This window comes from Turicimonas muris (assembly GCF_002221595.1).
Classification (GTDB): Bacteria; Pseudomonadota; Gammaproteobacteria; order Burkholderiales; family Burkholderiaceae_F; genus Turicimonas; species Turicimonas muris.
Genome location: NZ_NHMP01000001.1, coordinates 666,312 through 687,632, shown reverse-complemented (window position 1 = coordinate 687,632; position 21,321 = coordinate 666,312). Strand labels below are relative to the sequence as shown.

The following is a 21,321-nucleotide window of genomic DNA, read 5'->3' as shown; positions in this document are numbered from 1 at the left end:
ACGTAAGGTTCCCATGGCTCGATAAGAGCCGCGGATTTTCCGGCATTAGCTCTCTGCTTGCAATTGTTTGTAGGTAGACGGAAGCCATGGCTTGAGGTCGTAATCTTCCAGTCCGTGCTTGAAGTCCAAGGAACCTATCTTCTTGGTTTTATCGTGTCCGTCTTTTAACGCTTCCGTCCAAGCCTTATCGAGGACGTGACCATAGACGCTCCGACAGTACTTTTTCAAATATTCCACTGGGGCTATGCCGTTGAGTTCGAGCGTCTTAAAGATAGAGGAGATGTCGCACATATCCACCGCATACTCAACCGATTGTTTATACCAAATGTTTTTCCTCAGAACTGTCACCGGCCTCAAGCGGCTTTCTACCAGATTAGAGTCAGCCGGTACTTTGAAGTCATCGATAAAGACCTTAAATTCATTGCGCAAATTCATATAATAAGCGAATGCCGCTGAGTACAACCCGCCTCCGACTCCTTTCTTATATAAACCCGATTGAGTTTTTATACAGATTTTGTCGGCTTGGTAGGACATTATTTTGTCTACCGCCGTTAATAAAGAGTTCTGGCGCCTGCGGTATTCCTCCTGCTTCCTCTGCGAGACTTCCTTCGATATTGCCTCTTGCAGGTTATACAGCTTTGATAGTGCCTCAACACAGATAAGCACGCAGCTGCCCGGCTCAGCCTGTTGGACTCTTATCTTCATCTGCTTGAGCTTTTCTTTTTCACCGAGCGCTGATTGATGAAGTTCTTTTAAAAGACTGCTGCTTAACAGAGCACTGAGAAGTTTGCGCCGGTAGTGAATTAAACAGCTTTGATGCTTTCTTTCCCCGCCTAGTGCCTGAAGAACTGTTTCATAGGCGCTATAGCCATCGGTTACTAAAGTATTGAACTGGAAGTCTGATGTGATTTGTGAGCCAATTGCTTGAGCGCTTCGGCTTGGTAAATACTTAAGGATAAATATTTGTTCAGGCGCTGAAGCTGCTGTTGTCAGAGCCAGAAGATAATTCTGTTTGCGCAGCTTAGACTCATTCATGCGCTCCTTGGCACACTTTCCTCTTCCCTGAGCTTCAAGCACCGGAAATACAGTTTCATCTGCAATTAGTACATCGGCTTTCTTTAAAGAGGATTCATAAAGCAGAGCAAGAGGATGCAGGTAAAAGCGGGCTAAATCATGCAAGTTGTACGAGACGGTGTCATGGCCCAAGCAAAGCTTTTGCTGCAGCTCCTTAATCTGTCTGTACAGCGGTATTCCGCTGTAAAGTCCCATAGCTAGCTCAAGCAGCATCGATGTACCGACTGTACGTGCGCAGTTAACCGGATGCTCTGCATCGACCGGGAGCCTGACATGTGCTTGTCCGCATTTGGGACATACATAAACATCTTGCCGCTGAGAGAGCGCCTCAAGATTGTTCAGTTTCGGCAGTGTCTTTCTTCTTATTGTTTCTACAAAGCTAGAGAGCTTTACCATCTCTTCCGTGCAGCCTTTGCAGTGAGGAACTTTGTCGGAAGCAGGAACAACGGTGCGCTCTCTTACCTTTGGATTTACCTTTTGGCGCCCAAGGCTCGGTTTCTTTTCTAAAGCGGCAATCGAAGCAGCAGGCTCATTGACGATGCTTTTAAATTCTCCGGCTAACGGAGTGTTCTCCGGCAACGATTTAACGACTTGATCAACGATGCGTGTGGCCTCTATCAGTTCTTTGCTGCCGTTAACCCACGAACCTTTGTTTTCTTTGAGTTCTTTATCAACCTCTGCCCTACCAATTTTTTCCGATCCTTTTCCCAGTAACGCTTGAAATTGACTCGAACTATTTTCAGCCAAGACTCTGAGCGATTCAAGCATATGGCTGATCTGCTGTTCAATGGCTAGCCCCATCCATTTATCTTCGGCAATCAGATATTTGTCGGCTAATAAGGCCACTTCTTTACAGTTGTGAAATGCGTTGATGACAATTGTGGAGAGCCCGCGAAATCGCGCCTGTATTTCTTCTTTTTCTTTTTCCGTTTTAAGCACAAGCTCAATGAGTTCTTCTTGTGACAAATTTTTGAGCTGCTTCTTGTTGAACACTTTGCTCTCCGGTTGGGAATGCCGAACACTGTTCATTATGAAGCAACTGAAAGCAGATTAAAACCGGCCTTAGCAGTCCCCTCCAAAGCTCTCAAATACCATGGCTAAAAGCCTTGGTGATCAAGGTTTATAGGATGGATTTTTTTAACGTTCGTTATCAAACAAAGTGTTACAACTTATTGTTCCTTAAAGTAGTTTTTGCGGGCTCCTTCAATGCGTTTTCCATTTAAAAAGGATACGAGCTGTTCAGCTGTTAGGCTTCTTTTAGCCGGGCTGTCAAGAAGACTCATTAGCTGTTGGAAGCTCCCATGATGCAGCCGTCTGGTTATCAAAGTCATTCCCGACTGGTCAGCTGCGATAATCTTGGCCAGCGCCCGTGTACGAGATAAAAACACAACACAATGATTGCCCGAGCAGATGTCTATATTAAGAGTGCTTCTAGCAAAGGCTTCCAGTCTAAAGTAACCGGCTCGTAGATCAGTGGCAGTGGTGACGACCGTAATCTTGCAGCCTTTAAAGTTCAGAAAACTCATGACTGCACTCCGAGAAGCATCTTTATCAAACCTCTGGCTTCAAGGCTAGGATCCGCCGTTTCATAGCTCACAGTAACCTCCGATCTTACAGAAACGGTAATTTGCTTCGAGGCTGGTCCTAATTCTGCCGGCTTTTCTACTGCGGCCGGCTCGATTTCAAATATCTCAACCTCGTCTTCTTGCATATCTTGCTCGGCTGCCTCAAGTTCGTCGGGGACAACTGTTGGGCTCGGATTGGCTTCCACTGTAACGGATGGAAAGGAAAGAACGTAGTCGGCTTGGCTCATGTAAAACTCCTCTCGGTTGTTCAATAAGCCAATTTTTCACCTTCGCTAGAAAATATTCATCACAGTCATGGGAACCTTACGATACAACAAAGCAGACCCTCTAAATAAAAAAAAGGAAGTATCTGCAGACCAGGATCTGCAAAAATCCATTTACAGGTCCACAGATACTTTGGGTGCAAAGCTGGAAGAGGGAGGGAAGAACAAGTGTTCTCTAACATTTCTCCTCAGTTGCCACCCCAAGAGGGTAAAACGAATTAATCAGTAGAACGGATATTTTTTCTCCGGCTGAGGAGCATTTTCGTAGAGACGGAAACGGAATAAATTTCCGCGATTTGTCCTAACATGAAGCAGGTAAGGAGTGTCTTCTTTTATTTCGACCTCTTTAACATATCCGAGTTTTTGAGGCTCTTCCTTGTAGCAGTATTTGTACCTTTCCTTTTCCTCTTCATTTCGAGGTTCCTTCGGAAGAGGCTCGTATGTCAGTCTTATTTCATGCCGACCTTTTGGAAGCAAGAAACTTGTCTTTTCATCCTTCTTGATAATGAACGCTAATTTCTTATCAATCCACAAGCTCATCCCGCATTTTCCAGTAACTTGATAGGTCTCTAATTGGATCGGCGTTCCCGACGTTTCTCTGTAAAGAACTCTATCCTCTGGGATTGGTTTTAAAGCCGGCGGCTCTTTTTGAACGTATGCTGCGGCAGCCATCGTAGTAGTCAAAGATAGGCCAAGCAAAATCAAAGAAGTTTTAACTTTAAGCATGGGTTCCCCTCTTCGGCTCCCTTCCGGGAGCCTGAATTAAATTAATTTTTAGAAAACGTAACGAAGACCAAAGTCGAGGCGGTAATCTTGCTTTAACTTCCCGCCCACACTTCGTTTTGCTTGTGCATATCCGTGAAGGTTTTTATCGAATTGATAATTTCCTCCCACACTGATTTCACCCCATGTGCTTCTGAGATCGATATCGCTGTTGTTTTTGGCTTTTTCCAGAGCGTAGTTAGTCTTGTATTGAGCCGTAAAATCACGCAAAACGTCGGCTCGGACGAAAACTCCTCCTTTAGCATTTTCATAGCCAACCCCAACGCCTACACGGCCAATCAAGGAATTAACTCGATCCGTATTGACCTTAACTCCGTTTTTAGTAGTAAAGCTCAACCCTTGGATATGTCCGTATGTCACCTGAATTTGAGGATCCACATACCAATTAGGATTCAAAGGAATCTTTTGTCCATATTCAACGGAAGCAGAATAAGCATTGCCGGAGCGTTTACCTTTAGTGATGTACCTTGCCTGATCACTGACAACAGTGAAATCATTATGAATTCGAGAAGCACGAAGTACTACATCCAGATAACTACCGTCATCAAATGCGCCCAAAGCGTAAATGGATCCGCTGGCAATCCAGTTGTCATCCTTACCGCCGTTAGTAAGTTTGCCGTCCCCGTAGGTATAGGAAGCTGCCGCACCCAAAGTCCACTCTTCATCCAAGGGTCGGTCTAGGCCCAGCTGAACTCCGTAGTACTGATTCTTAAAGTAATTGCCTGCCTCGGAATATTTATTTCTTCCTCCGCGTACTTTCACCCAAAGTCCTCTGGCACTTGAGTCATCTCTAACCTCGCCTAAGCGCTGATAAAGCGTTTCGTTTTCTTGACGCCAGATGAAGTAATTTGCCATACCCAGTGAGTCGATTGAATCCATAGTCGAGGTGGTTTTCTGCGGCTTGTTTTCGCCAGGACCAGATGGGTTAGCAGGGTTAGCAGGGTTAGAAGGATCAGCAGGATCGTCCGGGTTCTCGGGTCCAGGAGGATTGTCTACAGCAGCGAAGTTTTGAGAAAGTTCCTTGTCACTTACCACACTACCAACACCAGAATTAGTGTAAGAGGCAGATATTGTTGGGTCTACATCTTCGTCTGCCAATGTTACTGCATCAGAGTGAAGACTTTGGGCCACTTCTTTCAGGATATCTTCTGCTTTAGCCACTTCTTGACTCACATCGCGACCTGTGCCGTCTTTGTCATCAAAATAGTATTTAGCAAAAAGAGTATTTTCCGGTGTAATCAGGCCCTCTTTATAGGAAAGGGTGACATAACCAGCTGCTTTCCTCATAGAGGAGGAAACTTGGGTTAAGTCTGGATTCTTTAGAGCTAAATTCTTTTCAGTGTCCATCTTGGCACCAACTTCCATAGCCTCTGCCACATCAAGTCCTCCCAGAGCCAAGGCGCCTTCTTCGACACTCCCCACAATTAAATTCTGAACAGCCTGATTCATGATATGAAGCACGGTACTTGTATTTGAATTAAAGATATCTGAAGTTTTGCCCGCGCCATCTAAGGCTGACGTAACATCGACTTGAAGATTCAGATGAGAAGCTCTTCCGTCACCTTGCTTTGTTATCGTTTTAATTATGATAGGCGTGGAATTAACGATAATTTGATTGTTCTTCCAACTAGACCCTAAAAGGAAAGTCCCATTTCCATTAAATTCTCCGTCCACATAGACCGCATTTCCTTCCGAGGGAAGATGAACTGTATAGTTATCTAGAGAAGAATCTCCTAAACCCATAGAAAAAATCGCGCGGGAATTGACTGAATTGCTCTGCATGCTGCCTTTGTCAATATCCCAAGCTCTATTCGTAACGAGCAATTTACCCTTATCGTTAAAATTAAATGTTCCTAGACCGGAATTCGCCCTTAGATTTAACGCAACTTTAAGATTTTGATAACGGTCCGAATAATTTCCTGTCATCAACCCAAGAACGGCTACATGACCTTGAACTGCATCAAAATTTCCATTCAATGTTGTAACAACAGGTAGACTGCGTAAACTCGAAATTTTATCGAATGTTACAGTTGTACCATCCGGAGGAAAACGTAACTGCTGAAGTCTATTAAACTCGGGGTAAACCAAAACCGCAAAGTCCTTTGTTGTCCCCTCTCCCACATCAAGTGTAACTTGCTGGGCAAGTGATGTGATTTCTTGAGTTCCTCCTAGGTTAGCGATGGCAGCCCGGAATGAAAGTGGTTTTTTCCCATTTGAAGTGATAAAAACGTATTGTGGGTTTTGGAGTTTTACACTTCCTTTAACTTCAATTTTTCCTGATATACCTACCTGTTGGGCGAAATTGTTATCTGAACTCCAATTATCTAAAGTTTCTTTCATGGAGTCCGGATCTTTTGATAGAGTACCTACTACACCAATAGACGAGGACTGTGTGCTAATGCCTGCTATTGTCGCCAACTCTCTAACTGTCTGATTATCACTGTTAATGAAGATGTTATTTACCTTGTCGATCAACTGAGTAGTAAAAAAAGAACCTCTTCCTCGACTGATTACGATTCCTGCTTCTGTCGCAAAAATATCTCCTATCTCCTTGACATGCTGCTGCGCCTTTATATTCTTATTCCCAATTGCAGCGGCTTCATCAAATTGAGCTTGCACGCCTATATTAAATCTAAAATCAGAATCTCCGATTTGTTTAATCACGCTATTAATTGTTTGGGATTTGATCTGATCATCTTTCTTTGACTCAAATTGACCCTGACCTTCTCTAAAGGCTATCCCATAGCCAAGTCCATTTTTTCCCGTAGATAATTTCTCAATGGTAGAACCTTCTGATCCAACCTCTTGAAAAACATTGCCTTGGTATATCTTATAGTTGGTTCCATTAACAAACGCATAGCCATCGAGAAGAAAGACTGTAGAAACTCCGTGAGACACCTTATAACTCCCTAGAGTGCTACTGTCATTCTTCACATTGTCCAAATAAATTTCATGAATTGTGTTGGGCCCAAAATCAAAGTTTTGTCGGTATTCTTTAACATCTGAAGAGCCGGCGTTTGCAACTGCCTGCTTTTGCATAAGAAAACCGCCGCCAGAGGCACTGATTTTATTGATCCCGGATAAAACCCCGTCCTTACTAATTGTAATCTCTGAGCGTTCATTACGACCTAAAAACGGAAGAGTGGTCGATATGAAATCCGTTGTTTTTATTGTGCTATCCGCAGGATCGCTTATTTGATAAGACCACTGTCTTGTGAATACTCCGTCACTACTCATTTCCTCAGACGTTGGATTACGCGCCGAAGGGTTAGAAATTATTGTTTCGGCCTTCACCAAAGTAGATGAAGATAGAAATCCTATCAAACAGATCAAATGTACGCTAGCTGTGAGTTTATTAAGAGTAAAAAATTCATTTTTTGACATAGTAACCATCCTTCATCCACCTTCATTAAGGGCTTAAACAAAGAGGTAGTAAAAACTAGAAGATGATGCGGATACCTGCGTCAAACCGGTAATCCTGTTTAATATCAGCGGCGAAGGACCGTTTTGCCTGAGCAAAGCCATAAACATTCTTTTTGAAGTTATAGGTACCGCCTACTGTAATCTCTCCCCAGGTATCCTTCATATTGATTCGACTAGAAGCTTCGCCACCGTCATTTGAGGTGTAATGCGCCTTAAATTGGTTTGTGAATTCCCTTAATGCATCAACTTTTACAAAGGCACTTCCGCTCTTTCCTTCCTTGCCAAAACCGACTCCAGCTCTTCCGATCAAACTATTGGAGCTTTTGATCCTGGCAGTAACCCCTGTATCAGTTAGATACTTGGCAGCACGAAGGTGTCCATAAGTCAGTTGAAGTTCAGGATCGAGATACCATCCTTTGCCAAACATATATTTCTTACCAACTTCTGCACTTGCTTGGAGACCGTAAGTGTGGAATTTTCCCTTTGAGATGTAGCGTGACCCGTCTGAGAGCAAATCACTAATAGCAGTGAAGTCATTATTTAAGCGGCTCCCTTTGACAATGAAATCGACGTAGGCACCGTTATTCCATTGTCTAGTTGCATACGCACTTATAGTTCCAATCCAGTTGTCATCTTTTCCTCCATTGCCTAACTTGCTATCCCCCTTTGTGTAGGTAAGGCCAAGCCCAAGCAACCACGTTCCTCCCTTTTCTTTTTTCAAGAGGTGGTCAATACCCAACTGGATTCCGTAGTATTTGTTTCTGTAGTAATACTTATTTTTGTCGTATGTATTCTTTCCTGCTAGTCCTCTGAACCAGAGACCTTCCAAGTTAGCATTGTCTCTGACTTCACCCATACGTTGATAAAGTGTTTCATTCTCTTGCCTCCATAGGAAATAATTAATGATGGATGCAGAATTGAGAGTCTTAACGGTTGAACTTGAGTCATCTGGCCGGTCATGAATTACGGGCGTAGGATCCGGCTCCTCCGGACGTGCAAAAATTGTTCCTTCTCCCAAGTTGGACTGATGAGCTTTACGATCTTCTTCAGAGTTTTCCTTTTGTTCGTTCTGAGGTTCAGCTGCTGCAAGAGCATATGCGCGAGCTTTGCCCGTACCTTGAGTATCATCAGAGGCTATCTCTTCATTGCGTTCGCGATCCTCAGTTGCTAGTGAGTCCGAAATATCATTTGGATTAGCAACCCATTCAGAATTTTCAATGTAGTAAATCGTCGAGAAAGTCTCTGCCGGCTCTAATAATGTTTCATCCAGATATATAGAAACCTTGCCTGCAACCATCTTGCCGCTGACATCCGTTATCTTTTTCTCAGTAATCGGTACCTGGACCCATTGTTTAAGCTGATTAAGTTGCCAAACGTATTTAACCGAGATGTCTTCATTCTTCATACCTTGTGCGAATGTCTTATCGGCAGTAATTTCTATATTTTGGGCATTCCCAGACGCCTGAAGTTTTGCTTGGAAGTCAGCTAAGTCCTCCGCTGTTATCTCTAATCCTGCATGTGTATTTAAAGTTCCGGGACCCGTAGCCTTCTCAATGAAGTCTCCGATGAACACATTATTAGCGGCCTGTTGCAAAAGCTGACCAGCGCGTCCAGATGCATCATATTTGAAATAATTCTTGAGCTGTTGAGCAGAAACGCCTGCTTGGTTGTTGCTAAGGTTAACAACTAAATTCAGGCTAGATCCTCTAACCACGTCATCCAGAACAATAGGATTTCGGTTTACAGAAATGGCCCCGTTTAATCCATGAACGCTGTTTCCTTGGTTGTCAATCGCTTCTACGGTTAAATTTTCTTTGTTGATATCAACGCCGAACCAAAGTGTACCGTTCCCGCTATATGTACCCTTAACATTAATTTCGCTTCTTTTACCAAGGTGAATGTTGTAGCCTGGATCGTCAGCCTTTGTCGAATCTCCGAGCAAAAAGTAGTGTTTTGATTTTTCGAAAGAGGCAACCTTACCGGCTTCATCGTAGTATCCAACAGCAGGGAATACTTTGATGTTTACTTCATCATTAAGCCAGGTAGTATTAAAAATTTCTCCGTTTTCACCTTTTTTAAGATCTCCTTTTTCGTAGTACCAAATTCCGCTTAATGGTTCATCCTCTTTGTTTTTGTTATCCATATAAACTGGCACTTTTTCTCGTGCGGCAGCAAACTGCAGGACCACATCCGCACGCAGCTCCTGGCCGAAGGTATTTTTGACGTAGTCGATAGAGTCTTGGTGAGAGGTAAGTTTCACCATGTTATCAAACTGCTGGTGAGGCTGAACGACAATGTCACCGGCAGCAAATCTAAAGTTTCCGGACAGCTCGGTTTTTGTCGTAAGATCTTGCCAAGCGGCTAGCCCAAAACCATTCTCAACAGAATATTCTCTGATGCCATCCCAAGAAAGGGGCTTATCCTTTCCGCCCGATGTCCAGATACCACTTTCTCGTCTAAACTCCGGAGAAACAAGAACAGAAAAAACTTGCGCATTTTGGAGTTGTTTTTGGTACTTCCCATCGACGAGAGACTTATCTTCTTCCGTGGAAATAACTACGCCATCAAACGCTTCGGACCATATTTCCTGCACGCCGCCTCTGTTGTATATCGCGGCTGCAACAGCTTTTTCTCGGTCTCCCTCTTGAGGTTTTTGTGAATTGAATTTTTCATAATTTTTAAAATTACCCCAGATGACGTCTCTACCGGATTTATTCAAGAGATAGTCAAGACCGCCTTCGCTTTGAAAATTTCCTATCTCAGTCTCACTTCCAAGCGCGGCCCGTACGGAAATACCTTTTGTCAAAATAACCTGTTGCTGGACGGGAAGATTTTTTACTTTGTTTTTAATGGTGTAACCTGCCGTTCCCCAGTTGTACACGCCAAAAGCATGGTTTAAGAACCTTGGTGTGTCGGATCCGCGAATCGTATAACCCGCTCCAACAATATTGATTTGTCCCACATTGCTTAGAAGCTGAACACCCGCTGTCCTTCCTTCGGCATGCAACACGCCGGCTTCGATAGCATTAATCTCTCCGACATTGCCAAGATGCTGAACAATGATCGGAGTGTCCATATCTCCCCTCCAGTCTGACAATGTAGGATGAAAAGCCGCTCCCCTTAAAGCCAATTGGGTATGAGGTTCAGAAGAACGTTCGGCATAACTTCCAATTTTTCCGATAGACTCGACAAATTGAGCAACTGCAGCTCTGGAGCCGTCTGTTTTTGTATGCGGAGCCGAGGCCAGCACCATCATCGTACCAACGCCGGACATGTCTACTTCTTTATCAAAGTAATAAGTATTCGTTATTAAATTTTCTATATGATCAAAAATCTGTTGAGAGACGTCTCCACTTGGAGAAGAAAGGGGGTCTGCAGACATGTCATATGTCAGATGAACTCCTGAGTCACTGGCATAAAGATTTCCGATCTTTACATGCGCATTTTGGGTATAAGAATTTTTTTATCGCCTTTGCTTCCATTAATCCTGGCCTCAAAACCGTGAGGAGTGTAAATATCGGCGACCTCTAAGTTTCCCTCTACTCCGTCTTTTAAGCCATAGATCTTTTGATATAGGGACGAAGAAACTTCGCTGGCATTCCATGGGTCACTGTTATAGGAGTTTCCCATGTGAAAAACTGACCCCAAGCTTGAGTGGTAATCGGAAACGATAAGTTTGAGAGGAATTGTTGAATAAAACTCTGCATTCCCGTTATTAGGGCGTTTGCTGCCGACCCAGTAAAGCGGGTCGCTGGCTTGACTAATTATTTCGGATTTTGTGCCGCCTACGCTAATATCTACTTTATTTGCGGCTTGTGTAAAGGAAGGTGTAAGAAAACAAGCTGCGCTTAAAACAGCTGCGAATAATTTAGAATACCCCCCTGTATCTTATTTCATCAAAGGGGAGTCTTCCATCCAAAGGGAGCAATGATTTTTCTAATGACATAACTATTCCTCAGATTTCAGACGGTATAAGTCTTTTATTTTTCATACCCATTATGGTGTAGACGTTGCAAGATGTAATTCGGGTTTTGTCCAAAATTTTGTATAATCCCTAATATTTGTATGACAATTGAGACCTATTCATCGAACCAATCTTACAAATTAAAAGAATTTTCTTTTAGTCTTTACCTTAATTTTTCTTCAACAATCTCGCTTAAGAGAATTCTGGGGAATTATTTATAAAATTCAAAAAATTAAATCTCCTTATTTTTTAGGAAAAATGCAAAATTATTTGTATAAAAAATTGTTCCTATAGGGGGTACAAATTTGAATGAAATGTCATTTTGCTTAACGGACAAATCAAATTTTATAAAGTTGTTTTAAAGCAACTTTTCGCAATTGATGAAAATGTAAAACCTCTATCTAGCCAAAAGACTTTTCCGCTTCACATTTGCATTTTTGTTGCCTAATACAAAAATTGGTTCAGATTCAAATTCGAATCAGTATTCTTGCTTATCCTTTCTTCATCCTTGTGAGTTGCGAAATGCACAATTAAAAGCATGGTCAGTTTCTTGACATATTTATCAACTCGCTGCCAATCTTAAGTTTCGGACTACCTGATTTTTCACGTAAAAAAGGCCCACTAATTGAGCCTGCGACAAAAAAGAAAATTTTCTGAAGATTACTTGTTAAATTTCATGCCTTTTAATTTTGCAAAAGGATTTTCCTTTTCTAGCGGTTCATCATCTTTATTCAACTTCTCCTTATCAAGGCATGCATAATCATGAGATGGAACCAACGGAATAGAAAGAATAATTTCTTCTTCAATCCAGTCCATCACATTAAGTTTTTCGCTTCCTACAACAACTTCGGTATCGTCATCTTCTTCAATAGGAATGGTGTCGGCTTCTTCCTCTGATTTAGCAAATCTAAAGACTACTTCTCTATCAATAGGAACATCAACAGGATTGTTGCAGCGGTTGCATGGAACGGCGACTTTTCCGTGAAGTTCCATAATTGCCCCGGACCAGCCTAACTTACCTGTCATACCGGTAATAACGTAATCAAAAATATCATCATGATTAGATGCAGTCTCCGCCAATCTCTTCATATCGCCGACTTTGACTTTGCCTTCGATCTTTCTTTTATCCCTGGACATTCTGTATACGTCTACATAGTCGGTCGACTTGAGTAACTCTGTCATTTGCGTTCCTTTTTTCGATTTTTCCGGTTTTAAAATAAGGCCTGTTTACAACAAACGACCTAACTATGACTTCAAAACCCTCTTTAATTCTTGGCTCCAGCTCTCCGTACCGCAAAGAATTGCTGGAAAGATTACATGTGAAATTTACCACTGACTCCCCACAAGTGGATGAAACTCCGCTCAAAGAGGAGACTCCAAGAGATTTGTCTTTGCGTCTATCCCGCCTAAAAGCTCGTGCCGTTGCACAAAAACATCCGGGATGTGTCGTCATCGGTTCTGACCAAGTCCTGGATCTGGAAGGAAAATGTGTCGGCAAACCAGGCAACAGAGAAAACTGCATCAAACAGCTCGAGGAGATGGCTGGTAAAACCTTAATTTTCCATACAGCAATGACAGTGATCGATGCAAGTGGTTTAGGCCACTCTGCTGTTGTCGATACTACCATCAAGATGAAAAAGCTCAAGAGAGAAACGATTGAAGCCTACGTTGATCTCGAAAAACCCTTCAACTGCGCCGGTTCCGCTAAACTAGAAAAACTCGGGATCTGCTTGATCTCCTCTTTCCAGTCTGACGACCCAACAGCTATTATTGGTTTAGGTCTAATTGAATTGACCTCTATGCTGGAAAAATGCGGCATCGAGGTTCTCCCCGGACTTAAATAAGGAAATCTCTCATGGCCGGCTGCCTCTTTATGCTTCCCGTTCCGATTTCAGATAGCCCCGCAAAGGAATCTCTGCCCGCACTAACAATCGAAACGGCAAAACGTTTGGATTATTTTTTGGCTGAGAACGCCAAGTCTGCCCGCGCATTCTTAAAGAAAATCGGACATCCAAAACCTATTGCGGAATTGAGCATCGTAGAGATTGGCCACCGGCCCGATCCTGCTCAGGTTAAAAGCTGGCTTGCACCCTGGCCGCAGGCCATGATATTGGAATTGTCAGCGAAGCGGGCTGCCCCGGGATTGCCGATCCGGGAGCGCAAGTTGCACAAAAAGCTCAGGAAATGAATTATCCGGTCCGTCCATTGGTAGGTCCCTGCTCAATGATTTTGGCTTTAATGGCTTCCGGTATGGACGGTCAAAATTTCAGATTCAGCGGTTATCTGCCGATAAAAGAACCCGAAAGATCTAGAGCTATTAAAGAGTTAGATAAAATAAGTACATTAGGATCCGGGGAGACTCAGCTCTTTATTGAGACACCGTATAGGAATAATCAAATGCTCAAAGATCTTCTGACCTTCTGCAGTCTCCAGACGCGAGTTCTCGTAGCAATGGACATTACAGGCCCGGAAGAATTTATTAAAACCAGAACCGTAGAACAGTGGAAAAAAGAAAACCCTGAACTTCCAAAATTGCCTTCAATTTTTGGGATCCTCGGGCCTCAGAAACGGACCGGACGAAGCCGTTAGCCTGTATTTATTAGCGATACAGGCGCACCTTTGCTACTACAATACTTCAAGTGTCTGCTGAAGTTCTTGAACGGTGTCCACAATCTTAGTCGGATGGTACTGTGCCAGCTCTTTTCTGCTCATTGCACCGTAGGAAACGGCAACGGTATCTACTCCGGCATTCTGAGCCATCTTTAAATCATGCTCAGAATCGCCAATCACAACGGCATCTTCCGGCCTTAAGTCATATTTCCTCAGCAATTTGTTGACCATCTGCGGAGATGGCTTTGGTTCAGATTCTGACGGACAGATATTGAAATCAAAGTATTTATCAAAACCAAGCATCTCATCCAAACGATCAAGGCTGGCTCTGCCCTTTCCCGTCGCAATGGTCAAAATAAAACCTTTCTCTTTAAGAGAGGCAAGCATTTCTTCAATTCCATCGAAATAACCTGCTTCTTTTGCCCGAGCGAAGAAATACTTATTGAATCTGTCTGTGAATTCCTGCAGTTTAGAAAGAGACTTGTCGCCCGATACCTGCTCGTAGATAACTGAGAGACTGAGACCGATAGTTTTGCGGGCAAAATCTAATGTTATTGGGTTCCAGCCCATTTCATTAACGGCATTTACTTCCGCCTCGGACAAATATCTAATGGAATCAAAAAGTGTTCCGTCAAAATCAAAAATAAGGAGTTTTTTCTTATTTTGCATTTTTCTCTAATACTTCAATAAGTTGTTTGCATTCTGCCGGAAGCGGACTTTCAATGATAAGTTTGTCTCCGGAGATTGGATGATTTAATGTCAGTCGATGCGCGTGAAGAAACATTCTCTTAAACGGCACACCCAAAAGTCCTTGCTCGACCTTGGCGTTAAAGTCAAAATCTCCGTATTTGTCATCGCCTACCAACGGAAAGCCTGACGCTTGAGCATGGACTCGAATTTGATGAGTACGTCCTGTCTTCAGTTCAACTTCCAAATAAGAAACCTGCCCGAATCTTTCAATCAAAGTAAAGATGCTGTGGCTCGGTAAACCTTCTTCTTTATCGACCTTGACTCTTCTTTCTCCGGAGGCCGTTAGAAATTTATGTAATGGAAGTTTGACGTGCTGTCTGTCGTTTACCCAGTCCCCTTTGACTAAGGTAAGGTAAACCTTTTGAACCTCGCCTTCACGCATCATTTCATGGAGACGGACAAGAGCTCTTCTGGATTTAGCAAGAATAATGACGCCTGAAGTATCTCTGTCGAGCCTGTGAGCCAATTCTAAAAATTGGTCCGATCCGAAAGTCGTTCTCATTCTTTCGATTAAGCCGTAAGAGATACCGCTTCCCCCGTGACAAGCCATACCAGCCGGTTTTTCCACAATCAGAAGATCTTTATCTTCGAAAAGAATATTGGGCATGTCTTCCGACTTAATCGGCGGAACGTAGCTATTTGGCTTTTCTTCCACACGAATCGGAGGAATACGAACCAAATCACCAGCTTTTAGTCGAGCTTCCACCTTTACACGGCCCTTATTGATTCGGACTTCTCCGTTCCTGACCATACGGTAGATATGAGATTTCGGTACGCCTTTTAACAAAGTAATCAGGAAGTTGTCCAAACGCTGCCCCTCATTGGCCGCTGAAACGGTCACTAAACGAGCTTTCAAATTTTGAGGTTCTGGTTTAGGCAACCGGCGGGCTTTTTCTTGTTTTTGGACACTCGGCTTCTGCTCCTTCTGGGCAGAACGGATTTGTTCCAAGATATCCTTACCTTTTCTTGTCCGACCTTTTGCCTCAGGCCGTTTTCTATTCGTAACTTCTTTGTCCGTTGCGTTTTTTTGCGGATGGCGCTCTGTGCTCATTTGTTTTAAAATCCTCACCGAGACAAATTATTAGCCGTTTGAAGGTGCCGCCAAGACTATTAAAGTCCTTGTGCTTAGGCCTCAAAGCTCGATATATGACACGTTGTTGTCACTAATAATTTTCGTCGCTCGTAAGCGTTGATTGTAGCCTTTTCGGACAGCCTTAATTTCCGCCTGCTAGGAAATTGAGATCCCAAACAGCTCATCGCGCAAAATGTTGAACATAAATCCGAGAGATTCGAGAACAATTTCTCAGTGGATCTTCGGTGGCGTTTCTTTTATTAGAACGTCTTGCTGAAAAGAATATTTTTTATTTTGCTGTGCAGCGTCCGGTTGATGCTGCAGGCAGAGAAGAACTAGAAGTTGTAGTTGTTGTTATTGTTTTTTAACTGGTAGAGGAAAGTAATTGAGCGTTTCCAACAGAGGAGAACTTACGGTCCGGGATCGAAGAATCCTTCGGAGGCCAATCTCCCCGTGCATAAAATCTGAAACGGAAGGCTCAGCGGATGCCCACAAATTACTAGCTTACCTTTTAACTAAACGTCCTCATCAATCTTTCACCTAGAGACATATTCTTTCAGCACGCCTGTGATCCGCGTCAGTGATCGAGGAGTGCCCAATGAAGCGCATGTTATTTAATGCCACGCATCCTGAGGAGCTGCGTGTCTGTATCGTTGACAGCCAACAACTGATCGACATGGATCTGGAGTCGTCTGCCCGCGAACAAAGAAAGTCCAACATCTACAAAGGTATTATTACTCGTGTTGAACCCTCTCTGGAGGCCTGCTTCGTAGACTACGGAGAAGAAAGACACGGCTTTTTGCCTTTTAAAGAAATCTCTAAAGCCTATTTCAACGAGGGAGTCGACTACAGAACAGCCACTATCAAGGAAGCTGTTTCCGAAGGCATGGAACTCATCGTTCAAGTTGAAAAAGAAGAAAGAGGAAACAAGGGCGCTGCTCTGACGACCTTCATTTCTTTAGCAGGCCGCTATCTTGTCTTAATGCCCAACAATCCTCGCGGAGGCGGCGTCAGCCGCCGCATTGAAGGCGAAGAAAGAGAAGAGCTCAAAGAAAACCTCAGCAAGCTTCAGTATCCGAAAGGCATGAGCCTTATCGCTCGTACCGCCGGTATCGGCAGAAGCGTTGAAGAGCTTCAATGGGACTTGGATTATCTTCTTAAACTGTGGGAAGCGATCGATGACGCAGCTAAGCCGCAGTACGATGACGGCAAAGGCAACATAGTCGACACCGCTACCATCAACGGCAGACCTTTGAAGAGGGTCAATCCGGCTCCTTTCTTGATCGTTGAAGAAAGCAATCTGGTTATTCGCGCCATCCGCGACTACTTCCAGCCGGAAATCAGCGAAATCCTCATTGATACCGACGAAATCTATGAACAGGCCCGTCAATTTATGAGCCATGTCATGCCGGATATGGTCGACAGAGTCAAGAGATATCACGACGACATTCCTCTGTTTACCCGCTTTTTGGTGGAAAAACAGATTGAAACAGCTTATTCCCGCACAGTTCCCCTTCCCTCCGGCGGTGCCATTGTTATCGACCATACGGAAGCTTTGGTGGCTATTGACGTTAACTCGGCCAAGTCCACCAGAGGGGCCGATATTGAAGAGACAGCTTTCAAGACCAATATGGAAGCTGCTGAAGAAGTTGCCCGCCAGATGAGGCTGCGCGACCTCGGCGGTTTAATTGTTATCGACTTCATTGATATGGAGAATCCGAACAATCAGAGAGAGCTTGAGCAGAAGATGAAGGAGGAGCTCAAAAACGACAGAGCCCGCGTACAAGCTGCCAAGATTTCCCGCTTCGGCTTAATGGAAATTTCCCGTCAAAGACTGCGTCCCACATTGTATGAAGGCAGCCACATTACCTGCCCGAGATGCAACGGCGTCGGTGTTATCCGCGACACAGAATCCAGTGCCATTCAAGTTCTCCGTATCCTTCAGGAAGAAGCTCTCAAAGATGGGACAGCCGCTATGCAGGCTCAGGTACCGGTTGATGTCGGCACATTCCTTCTCAATGAAAAGAGAAACGATATTGCCAAGATTGAATCTCGTCATAAGATCAAGATCTTCTTGATTCCTAACAAGAACTTAGAAACTCCCCATTATCAAATCGAAAGAATTCGTCCTGATGATGAAAGACTTGATTCCGTTCTTCCAAGCTACGAAAGAGTAGAAAGCTTTGAAGCCGAAACCAATGAGCCCTATTCCAGAGCTCCTCAACAGCATACTTCGGACAGACCAAAGCAAGTTCCTGTTATTAAAGGACTTCCTGCACGTGAAGAAGCTCCGAAGCATGTTGACTCCAAGAGCAAAGCTCAACCGAAAGAAAATAAACAATCGTTCTGGCAGAAACTCATCAGTTTCTTTACCGGAAGCGAGGAAGTTACTGAAGAACAAGTTAAGAAAGAAAAAGCTAAAACCCGCAAAGAGCAGAAGGCTGCCAAAGGTCAGGAAAGAAAAGCTAAACCTTCCAGAGCCGAAAGAAAGAACGCCGGCAAAGGCAGAGATCAGGCAAAGCAAGAAAGAGCCGAACGCTCCGAAAAAACCGAAAAGCCGTCCCGTTCCGCCTCAAAAGCCGAAGGCAAGAGAGACAGAACTGAAGACAGACGCACTTCTAAGAAAGCCGAGGCGGTTCCACAGCAGACTGCAGCAGAAAGCAAACCGGAAGAAGTCAAATCTCAGAGACGTGCTGAGAAAGAGGCTCAACCGACAAAACGCTCCAGAGAAACCGCTAAAGTTCCTGCTATTGCTCCGGCCAACGATGAAACAGAAGTTAAAGCAGCTCCATTAGCCGAAGCCGTTAAACCTCAAACTGAAACTATTGACGTTTCCGTTCCGGCCCCTGACGCTGCTGAAGCTGACAAGAACATCAAGGTCTCTGCTCCTGCAGCTGAAACAGCTCCGGTCAGAAAGCCAAGACGCTCCAGAAAAGAAAAAGAAGGACTTTTTGACCAGGTTGAAACTCCGAAACCGCCGGTTGCCGTAGCTCCGGTAACTGCCGCAGTTGAAGTAGCCGTTATGGATCAGGTGAATGCTTTTGTTCCGCATCAAGAAGCAGCTACCGTTTCCGCACCTTCCGCAGAAGTTCCGGCTGTTAATGTTGCCGACCTTTCTCTCGAAGAAAAGCCTGAAAAGCAATTCAGACACAACCCTTACAGAACCCGCAGAGGCAGAGGCGAAAGAAAGCAGCAAGCAGAGAAGAGCACTGAACAGGCGCAACCGGTTGCTGAAGCAAAACCCGCAGAAGCTACGCCGGCCCCGCAGCCTGAAGTACCTTCTTTGAAGGAAATTCAGAAACCAGCGCATGAAATCAGCTTCAAGGCAGAATCTTCCATCCCGGCTGAACCAGTTAAGGAAGAACCGAAACAAGCGGCTGAAGTTAAACAGGAACCGGTAAAAGCTCCTGCAGCACTCACTCCTGTAGTGGCCACTGTCCCGGTACAAGCTCCCACTCCGGCAAAAACAGCCGAAGAAAAGCCAGCTGCTAAGCCGGCAAAGAAAGCTGGAGCATCTGCAGAACCAAAACTTGAGCTCGTCTCTACCAAAGTAACTGATGAACCTACTGTTGAGGTTCAGAAACCAAAATTAGGCAGAAAGAGAATCAAGAAAACAGTTTCTGACGAACCGTTCGTTTTAGAACAAGTCCAGACAACAGCTAAATAATAGTCTGTCCGAAACTCAAAAAGCACCTTGGAGCCCGCTCTTCGCGGGCTCTAATTTTTGCTTAGTCGATCTGCTGTTTGGTAAGGTTCCCATGGCTCGATAAGAGCCGCAGATTTTCCGGCATTAGCTCTCTGCTTGCAATTGTTTGTAGGTAGACGGAAGCCATGGCTTGAGGCCGTAATCTTCCAGTCCGTGCTTGAAGTCCAAGGAACCTATCTTCTTGGTTTTATCGTGTCCGTCTTTTAACGCTTCCGTCCAAGCCTTATCGAGGACGTGACCATAGACGCTCCGACAGTGGACCTGCGGACAAAATCTTGGACACTTACTGCCTCAGTAAATTCCTCTCCAAGTTTTATATTTAAGTTCGTTTCTCTTTTTATACCCCCTCCCGGAACCCTCGGCTCCGGAAACTCCAATGCCTTTACATCCTTTCCCCTTCTCATCCTTACAAAATCTCTGCCCACTTAACGAATTCTCTATCTTTTAAAGAAAAAACTAAGGCCATCCGTTTAATTTCCAAATGAGTTTCAGATAAGCCGTAACTGCGTTCCTTCATTTGTATTTCCGCTTCCCTAAGCTTTTTCTCCGGACTCTCCCCATCTTTGACTAGCTTGAATTCGAACACCCAATGACGGAAACCGGACCTCACCTCTAAATCACTCCGGCCCTTGTTATTATGGACTTCGGTTCTGGCTCTCAAACCTGCGCCTGCGCAATATATTTGTATGAAAGACTGAATACTGGACTCTTTAAAGTCTTTGTAAGCCCGATAATCAATTCCTCTCAAGAAGTGATTAAGATTGTGATAAACCGACTCGGCATTCTCATTTGCCAAAAGATATGCAATGTTGCCTGCACCTATTTGTTCTACAGTTCGGCCTCTTAACATTTGCTCTAGATAAAGCTGAGCCATTGCTGTTCTTACTTCAAGGTTCGGATAATCCACATACGCTGTCGTGCCCTGAATTCTTTTTATTGTCAAGTAACCGGCTTGCGTAAGAAGCCCTACATCTGACAAATTTTCAACATCAGAAGAACCGCTCAATATGTTCAACGCTAGGGCCTTCTCTTTTCCATAGTACATCGGATCCCGTAACGTATGAGATTGTAAGTATTTGGCTAAAACACTAGGTTTTCCACCGCTTTCAAACCAATAATCCTTCAATCCTCTCTCTGGAGAGGAGAAAAAATGTAATAAAGACCAGGGAGCAAGGACCTTTTGTTTTGCGTTTTCTTCAAAACAAAAGCCGTCATAATGAGCAGTTAACTGGTTCAGAAGTTCCTCCCGCTCCACTTTCAGAGTTTCTGAAGCACATGACAAATACTTGGAAAAATACTCTTCTACTTCTTTATGCGTATATCCTAATAGGGAGCCGTATTCTGTCGAAAGCGAAATATCCGTTAAATTATTTAATGCTGAAAAAATATTTGTCTTGCTAAATTTCGTTATTCCAGTAATAAATAAAAAACGTAATGCTGTATCGTTAGATTTAAGGATCGAGTAAAACTTTGAAAGGTAATTCCTAACTTGTAAAAACAATTTAGGATCATCTAGACACTCTGTTAACGGGGTATCGTATTCATCGATCAATAATACCAACGACGAAGCTGGCAATCCGTCTAAAAAGGCTTCCAACTGATTGGTAAAAAAATTGGACCCACTTTTCTTAAACCCTATCTTTTGAAATTGCGTATCCAAATAATCATCAAAATATTCTTGGAATTCTTTGAAAGTTCCTTCTGGCTTTACTCTGGCAAAGTCCAGCCTCACCACTCGATAGTTCTTTTCGTCCTTCCAAAGCTTTTCAATTTCCAGACCCTTAAAGTCTCTCAAACCATGTTTAAACAAAGACTCAAAGGCGGAAATTAACAATGATTTTCCGAACCTTCTTGGACGAGCTAAGAAATACTTTCCTCTATTGGAGGCCAAACGGTAGATATAACTTGTTTTATCTACATAAATTTCATCCGACTCTCGAAGAGCTTCAAAGGAAGATGTGCCTAAAGGCAATCGTTTCAATAATTCCGTATTCATAAGAGTCCCTTCACTTTATTCTCACCATTATAGAAGTGCCCGCCTTTCTCAAAACATCTGTCTTCATGAGGTTACTCAAATAATCAAACTAGTC

Annotated in this window: 16 protein-coding genes; 5 read left to right on the top strand and 11 right to left on the bottom strand. The window is 43.7% G+C overall.

What is annotated here, in order from left to right:
- Nucleotides 1-45: 45 nt before the first annotated feature.
- The 8 genes from ADH67_RS03100 to ADH67_RS03060 form a co-directional block, all read right to left on the bottom strand.
- Nucleotides 46-2,067, bottom strand: coding sequence for an IS66 family transposase (locus tag ADH67_RS03100; protein WP_066591538.1), 2,022 nt, complete (start codon nucleotides 2,065-2,067; stop codon nucleotides 46-48).
- A gap of 176 nt (nucleotides 2,068-2,243) precedes the next feature.
- On the bottom strand, nucleotides 2,244-2,600 hold the full coding sequence (gene tnpB, locus ADH67_RS03095; RefSeq protein ID WP_066591535.1) for an IS66 family insertion sequence element accessory protein TnpB: 357 nt from the start codon (nucleotides 2,598-2,600) through the stop codon (nucleotides 2,244-2,246).
- Nucleotides 2,597-2,887: a hypothetical protein gene (locus ADH67_RS03090; RefSeq protein ID WP_066591529.1), complete on the bottom strand. Its 291-nt coding sequence runs from the start codon at nucleotides 2,885-2,887 to the stop codon at nucleotides 2,597-2,599. The genes tnpB and ADH67_RS03090 overlap by 4 nt, the downstream gene beginning before the upstream one ends.
- Before the next feature lie 258 nt (nucleotides 2,888-3,145).
- Entirely contained in the window at nucleotides 3,146-3,649 is a 504-nt protein-coding gene (locus ADH67_RS03080) for a hypothetical protein (protein ID WP_066591523.1), read from the bottom strand.
- Between the two features lie 48 nt (nucleotides 3,650-3,697).
- Nucleotides 3,698-7,090 (bottom strand): autotransporter outer membrane beta-barrel domain-containing protein, encoded by a 3,393-nt coding sequence (locus tag ADH67_RS03075; protein ID WP_066591516.1) that lies wholly within the window; start codon nucleotides 7,088-7,090, stop codon nucleotides 3,698-3,700.
- 55 nt (nucleotides 7,091-7,145) lie between these two features.
- Nucleotides 7,146-10,511 carry an autotransporter outer membrane beta-barrel domain-containing protein gene (locus ADH67_RS03070; protein WP_066591513.1) on the bottom strand — a complete coding sequence of 1,122 codons (3,366 nt, stop codon included), beginning with the start codon at nucleotides 10,509-10,511 and terminating at the stop codon, nucleotides 7,146-7,148.
- A 50-nt stretch (nucleotides 10,512-10,561) separates the two neighbouring features.
- Nucleotides 10,562-10,759: a hypothetical protein gene (locus tag ADH67_RS03065; RefSeq protein WP_066591510.1), complete on the bottom strand. Its 198-nt coding sequence runs from the start codon at nucleotides 10,757-10,759 to the stop codon at nucleotides 10,562-10,564.
- Between the two features lie 994 nt (nucleotides 10,760-11,753).
- Nucleotides 11,754-12,275 (bottom strand): YceD family protein, encoded by a 522-nt coding sequence (locus tag ADH67_RS03060; RefSeq protein ID WP_066591508.1) that lies wholly within the window; start codon nucleotides 12,273-12,275, stop codon nucleotides 11,754-11,756.
- Between the two features lie 65 nt (nucleotides 12,276-12,340).
- Here ADH67_RS03060 and ADH67_RS03055 point away from each other — a divergent pair, with 65 nt between their 5' ends.
- From ADH67_RS03055 to ADH67_RS13410, 3 genes are read left to right on the top strand one after another with little or no spacing between them, the layout of a single operon-like run.
- Nucleotides 12,341-12,937 carry a Maf family protein gene (locus ADH67_RS03055; protein ID WP_066591506.1) on the top strand — a complete coding sequence of 199 codons (597 nt, stop codon included), beginning with the start codon at nucleotides 12,341-12,343 and terminating at the stop codon, nucleotides 12,935-12,937.
- 11 nt (nucleotides 12,938-12,948) lie between these two features.
- The gene (locus ADH67_RS13415; RefSeq protein ID WP_236578466.1) at nucleotides 12,949-13,281 is read left to right on the top strand and encodes a hypothetical protein; all 333 of its coding nucleotides are present in this window, start codon (nucleotides 12,949-12,951) and stop codon (nucleotides 13,279-13,281) included.
- Complete coding sequence (locus ADH67_RS13410; RefSeq protein WP_330873125.1) at nucleotides 13,173-13,682, top strand: SAM-dependent methyltransferase; 510 nt, start codon at nucleotides 13,173-13,175, stop codon at nucleotides 13,680-13,682. Before ADH67_RS13415 ends, ADH67_RS13410 begins: the two co-directional genes overlap by 109 nt.
- Before the next feature lie 36 nt (nucleotides 13,683-13,718).
- On the opposite strand, the gene ADH67_RS03045 is transcribed toward ADH67_RS13410, so the two are convergent.
- Both ADH67_RS03045 and ADH67_RS03040 read right to left on the bottom strand, forming a co-directional pair.
- Nucleotides 13,719-14,372, bottom strand: coding sequence for an HAD family hydrolase (locus ADH67_RS03045; RefSeq protein ID WP_066591504.1), 654 nt, complete (start codon nucleotides 14,370-14,372; stop codon nucleotides 13,719-13,721).
- Nucleotides 14,362-15,504, bottom strand: coding sequence for an RluA family pseudouridine synthase (locus ADH67_RS03040; RefSeq protein ID WP_084081435.1), 1,143 nt, complete (start codon nucleotides 15,502-15,504; stop codon nucleotides 14,362-14,364). The genes ADH67_RS03045 and ADH67_RS03040 overlap by 11 nt, the downstream gene beginning before the upstream one ends.
- Before the next feature lie 266 nt (nucleotides 15,505-15,770).
- Here ADH67_RS03040 and ADH67_RS13615 point away from each other — a divergent pair, with 266 nt between their 5' ends.
- Nucleotides 15,771-15,893, top strand: a complete 123-nt coding sequence (locus ADH67_RS13615) for a hypothetical protein (protein WP_255202359.1) — start codon at nucleotides 15,771-15,773, stop codon at nucleotides 15,891-15,893.
- Between the two features lie 230 nt (nucleotides 15,894-16,123).
- A complete protein-coding gene (locus ADH67_RS03035) occupies nucleotides 16,124-19,192 on the top strand; it encodes an Rne/Rng family ribonuclease (RefSeq protein ID WP_066591503.1) in 3,069 nt (1,022 codons plus the stop codon).
- A gap of 445 nt (nucleotides 19,193-19,637) precedes the next feature.
- Here the strand turns inward: ADH67_RS03035 and ADH67_RS03025 are convergent, their stop codons facing one another.
- Nucleotides 19,638-21,227, bottom strand: a complete 1,590-nt coding sequence (locus ADH67_RS03025) for an AAA family ATPase (protein WP_066591500.1) — start codon at nucleotides 21,225-21,227, stop codon at nucleotides 19,638-19,640.
- Nucleotides 21,228-21,321 lie beyond the last annotated feature (94 nt).

Bases quoted from the DNA above. Each gene is read 5' to 3' on its own strand.
- tnpB (WP_066591535.1), bottom strand. From the start codon at position 2,600: ATGAGTTTTCTGAACTTTAAAGGCTGCAAGATTACGGTCGTCACCACT.
- ADH67_RS03090 (WP_066591529.1), bottom strand. From the start codon at position 2,887: ATGAGCCAAGCCGACTACGTTCTTTCCTTTCCATCCGTTACAGTGGAA.
- ADH67_RS03080 (WP_066591523.1), bottom strand. From the start codon at position 3,649: ATGCTTAAAGTTAAAACTTCTTTGATTTTGCTTGGCCTATCTTTGACT.
- ADH67_RS03075 (WP_066591516.1), bottom strand. From the start codon at position 7,090: ATGTCAAAAAATGAATTTTTTACTCTTAATAAACTCACAGCTAGCGTA.
- ADH67_RS03070 (WP_066591513.1), bottom strand. From the start codon at position 10,511: ATGTCTGCAGACCCCCTTTCTTCTCCAAGTGGAGACGTCTCTCAACAG.
- ADH67_RS03065 (WP_066591510.1), bottom strand. From the start codon at position 10,759: ATGGGAAACTCCTATAACAGTGACCCATGGAATGCCAGCGAAGTTTCT.
- ADH67_RS03060 (WP_066591508.1), bottom strand. From the start codon at position 12,275: ATGACAGAGTTACTCAAGTCGACCGACTATGTAGACGTATACAGAATG.
- ADH67_RS03055 (WP_066591506.1), top strand. From the start codon at position 12,341: ATGACTTCAAAACCCTCTTTAATTCTTGGCTCCAGCTCTCCGTACCGC.
- ADH67_RS13415 (WP_236578466.1), top strand. From the start codon at position 12,949: ATGGCCGGCTGCCTCTTTATGCTTCCCGTTCCGATTTCAGATAGCCCC.
- ADH67_RS03045 (WP_066591504.1), bottom strand. From the start codon at position 14,372: ATGCAAAATAAGAAAAAACTCCTTATTTTTGATTTTGACGGAACACTT.
- ADH67_RS03040 (WP_084081435.1), bottom strand. From the start codon at position 15,504: ATGAGCACAGAGCGCCATCCGCAAAAAAACGCAACGGACAAAGAAGTT.
- ADH67_RS03035 (WP_066591503.1), top strand. From the start codon at position 16,124: ATGAAGCGCATGTTATTTAATGCCACGCATCCTGAGGAGCTGCGTGTC.
- ADH67_RS03025 (WP_066591500.1), bottom strand. From the start codon at position 21,227: ATGAATACGGAATTATTGAAACGATTGCCTTTAGGCACATCTTCCTTT.